This is a genomic window from Pseudonocardia sp. KRD291, assembly GCF_019263595.1.
In the GTDB taxonomy this organism is placed as follows: Bacteria; Actinomycetota; Actinomycetes; order Mycobacteriales; family Pseudonocardiaceae; genus Pseudonocardia.
On the sequence record NZ_JADQDD010000432.1, the window covers coordinates 1 to 3,638 of the forward strand.

General features: G+C 71.9%; 3 protein-coding genes. 2 read left to right on the forward strand and 1 reads right to left on the reverse strand.

Going from position 1 to position 3,638, the window contains the following annotated elements; all coding sequences use genetic code 11:
• On the reverse strand, positions 1–453 hold a 453-nt coding region (locus tag I4I78_RS31260), incomplete at its 3' end, for a PucR family transcriptional regulator ligand-binding domain-containing protein (protein WP_308252466.1).
• A 100-nt stretch (positions 454–553) separates the two neighbouring features.
• On the opposite strand from I4I78_RS31260, the gene I4I78_RS31265 reads away from it, so the two are divergent.
• Together I4I78_RS31265 and pxpA are read left to right on the forward strand one after the other, a co-directional pair.
• On the forward strand, positions 554–2,914 hold the full coding sequence (locus I4I78_RS31265; protein ID WP_308252467.1) for a molybdopterin cofactor-binding domain-containing protein: 2,361 nt from the start codon (positions 554–556) through the stop codon (positions 2,912–2,914).
• Positions 2,915–2,975: 61 nt separating this feature from the next.
• On the forward strand, positions 2,976–3,638 hold a 663-nt coding region (pxpA, locus tag I4I78_RS31270), incomplete at its 3' end, for a 5-oxoprolinase subunit PxpA (RefSeq protein WP_218615113.1).

Below are 3,638 nucleotides of genomic sequence, written 5' to 3' on the forward strand. Positions count from 1 at the left end.
CTCGTCGGTGCGCACCACCTGGGCGTAGGAGTCCGCGGCCAGCGACGCCGACACCGCCTTGGTGATCGCGATGAACGGTGTCCGCTCGGGGATCTCCAGCAGCGCGAGCCGGTGTTCGGAGCAGGCACGCAGGACCTCGCCCGGGATCGCGTCGTGCCCCAGCCCGGTGCCGAAACCGAGCCCGACCAGCCCGTGCCGCGCGAGCCCGGCGACGTAGCCGGCCGGCCCGGCGGCGTCCGGCCCGAGGCCGGTGGTGAGCAGCAGCTCCCCACCGTCCAGATAAGGGGTCGGGTCCGCGAGCTCGCTGCTGTGCACCCAACCGACCTCGCGGTCCAGATCTGCGGAGGAACACACGGACCGGAGTCCGAGGCTGCGGTCCGCCAACAGCTTCCGCAGCGTGATCGGCATCGCGCACCCCCGTCTGAACAGTCCGAACCTGGACGGAACGGCCATGTCACCGCACCGATACCGACGATCCGGACACTACCGCCGAGTGGTGTCGTGGATCACGCTGGCGCCACACCCGAACCGGCCGGCAAGGAAGTGAGACCAGGTGACCCAGACCGCGGAGCGTTATGTCGGCTCGAGCATGCTGCGCAAGGAGGACCCGGCCCTGCTGACCGGGCGGGGGACGTGGGTCGACAACATCGTCCCGGCCGGCACGCTGCACCTGGCCGTGCTGCGCAGCCCGCTGCCGCACGCGCGGATCGACCGGATCGACGTCACGGCGGCGCAGGCGCACCCGGGGGTCGTCGCCGTGCTCACCGGTACCGACCTGGCCGGTGAGTTCGCCGCCGGCATCCCCTGCGGCTGGCCGGTGACCGAGGACATCAGGATCCCCGAGCACATGCCGCTGGCGACCTCGGTGGTCTCGCACGTCGGTGACGGCGTCGCGGTGGTGCTGGCCTCCGACGCGAACGCCGCGCGCGACGCCGTCGACCTGGTCGACGTCGAGTACACCGCCCTGCCCGCGGTCGTCGACATCGAGGCGGCGATGGAGCCCGGCAGCCCGCTCGCGCACGACGACCTGGGCACCAACCACTGCTACACCTGGCCGCTGGCCACCGGTGACGTCGACGCCGCGTTCGCCGAGGCCGACGTCGTCGTGCGGGGCCGCTACCTGCAGCAGCGGGTGATCCCCTCGCCGATGGAGCCGCGCGCGGTCGTGGTGACGCCGGACCCGGTCGGCGGCGGGTTCACCGTCTACACCTCGACCCAGGTGCCGCACTTCGTGCGCGACATCCTGGCCGCGATCTGCGGGGTGTCGGACACGAAGCTGCGGGTCGTCGCGCCGGACGTCGGCGGCGGGTTCGGCGCGAAGCTCAACGTCTACGCCGAGGAGGCGCTCGCGCTGGTGTTGGCGCGCCGGCTGGGCAAACCGGTGAAGTGGACCGAGACCCGTTCCGAGCACCACCAGGGGACGACGCACGGGCGCGGGCAGGTCCAGCGGATGGCGATCGCGGCGAACCGGGACGGGAAGATCCTGGGCATGAAGGTGGAGCTGCTCGCCGACATGGGCGCCTACCTGCAGCTGCTCACCCCGGGCATCGCGGTGTTCGGCGCGTTCACCTACTGCGGGCTCTACGACTTCGGCTCGTACTCCTTCGAGTGCAAGGGCGTGTTCACCAACCTCACCCCGACCGACGCCTACCGCGGTGCCGGCCGCTCGGAGGCCGCCTACGGCCACGAGCGGATCATGGACGACCTGGCCCGCGAGCTGGGGATGGACCCGGCGCAGCTGCGGCTGCGCAACCTGCACCCGAAGTTCCTCGAGCCGCGCACCGTGCCGTCCGGGGTCCAGTACGACTCCGGGGACTACGAGTCGTGCATGCGCCGGGCGATGGAGCTCGTCGACTACGACGCGCTGCGCGACGAGCAGGCGCGCCGTCGCGACTCCGGCGACCCGGTCCAGATCGGCATCGGGATCGGGAACTTCACCGAGTCCGGCGGCCTGTCGCCGTCCAAGGTCGCGGCCGGGGTACGGCTGCAGTCCGGCGGCTGGGAGCAGGCCACGGTGCGGATGACGACCAGCGGCAAGGTCGAGGTCGTCACCGGCACGTCACCGCACGGGCAGGGCCACGAGACGGCCTGGTCGCAGATCGTCGCGGACTCGCTCGGCGTGCACCCCGACGACATCGAGGTGCTCCACGGCGACACGATGGTCGCCCCGTTCGGCCGCGACACCTACGGCTCGCGCAGCCTGCCGGTCGGCGGAGTGGCGGTGCACCTGGCCGCGGGGAAGGTGCTGGCCAAGGCGACGACGATCGCGGCGCACCTGCTCGAGGCCGACGAGAAGGACCTGGACTTCACCGGCGGGCGGTTCTCGGTGGCCGGCACCAGCGGACCCGGGGTGACGATCCAGGAGGTCGCCGGCGCGGCGTCGCTGGCCGCGGACCTGCCCGAGGGCATGGAGCCCAACCTGACCGCGGACCACGCGTTCGACCCGCCGAACTTCACCTGGCCGTTCGGCACGCACATCTGCGTCACCGAGGTCGACACCGAGACCGGGTTCACCCGGATCCGGCGCTACGTCGCCGTCGACGACTGCGGCGTGATCGTGAACCCGACGATCGTCGAGGGGCAGCTGCACGGCGGGATCGCCCAGGGCATCGGGCAGGCGCTCTACGAGCAGGCCACGTTCGACGCCGAGGGCAACCCGACCGCGGGCACGATGGCCTCCTACACCATCCCGTCCGCGACCGACCTGCCGTTCTTCGAGCTCGACCAGCAGGTGACGCCGTCCCTGACGAACCCGATGGGCGTCAAGGGCATCGGCGAGTCCGGGGCGATCGGCTCGTCGCCCGCGGTGGTCAACGCGGTGATCGACGCCGTCGCCCACCTCGGGGTGACCCACGTGGACATGCCGGCGACCCCGGAGGCGGTGTGGCGGGCGATCCGCTCGGCAGGCGGCTGACAGGGGCCCCGCGACGGGCCAGACTGCCTGCATTCCCGCGACCGCAAGGGGAGGAGACCTCATGGTGGCCATCAACTGCGACATGGGCGAGTCGTTCGGCATCTACCACTGCGGCGATGACGAGGGGCTGCTGCCGTTCGTGACCGTCGCCAACGTCGCGTGCGGGTTCCACGCCTCGGACCCACGGGTGATGACGCAGACGGTGCGCCGCGCGAAGGCGCACGGCGTCAAGGTCGGCGCGCACCCGTCGCTGCCGGACAAGGAGGGCTTCGGCCGGCGCGAGATGAAGCTCGACCGCGACGAGCTGACCGCGGCGGTCGTCTACCAGATCGGTGCGCTGTCCGGCTTCCTGCGCGCCGAGGGCATGGAGCTCAACCACGTCAAGGCGCACGGCTCGCTCTACGGGATGGCCTCGCGCGACGAGGAGGTCGCCGCCGCGGTGGCCGACGCCGCCGACGTGTTCGACGCCCCGCTGATGGGCATGGCCGGCACCGTGCACGAGAAGGTCTGGGGCGACCGCAAGGCCGGGTTCATCTCGGAGTACTACGCCGACCTCGACTACCGCGACGACGGCTCCCTGATCATCACCCGGGTGCACGAGGCGTTCGACCCGCAGGCCTCCGCCGCCGGTGCCGTCCGGGCCGTCACCGAGGGCAGGGCGACCTCGGTCAACGGCAAGGACCTGCCGGTCCGCGCCGACTGCGTGTGCGTGCACTCCGACACC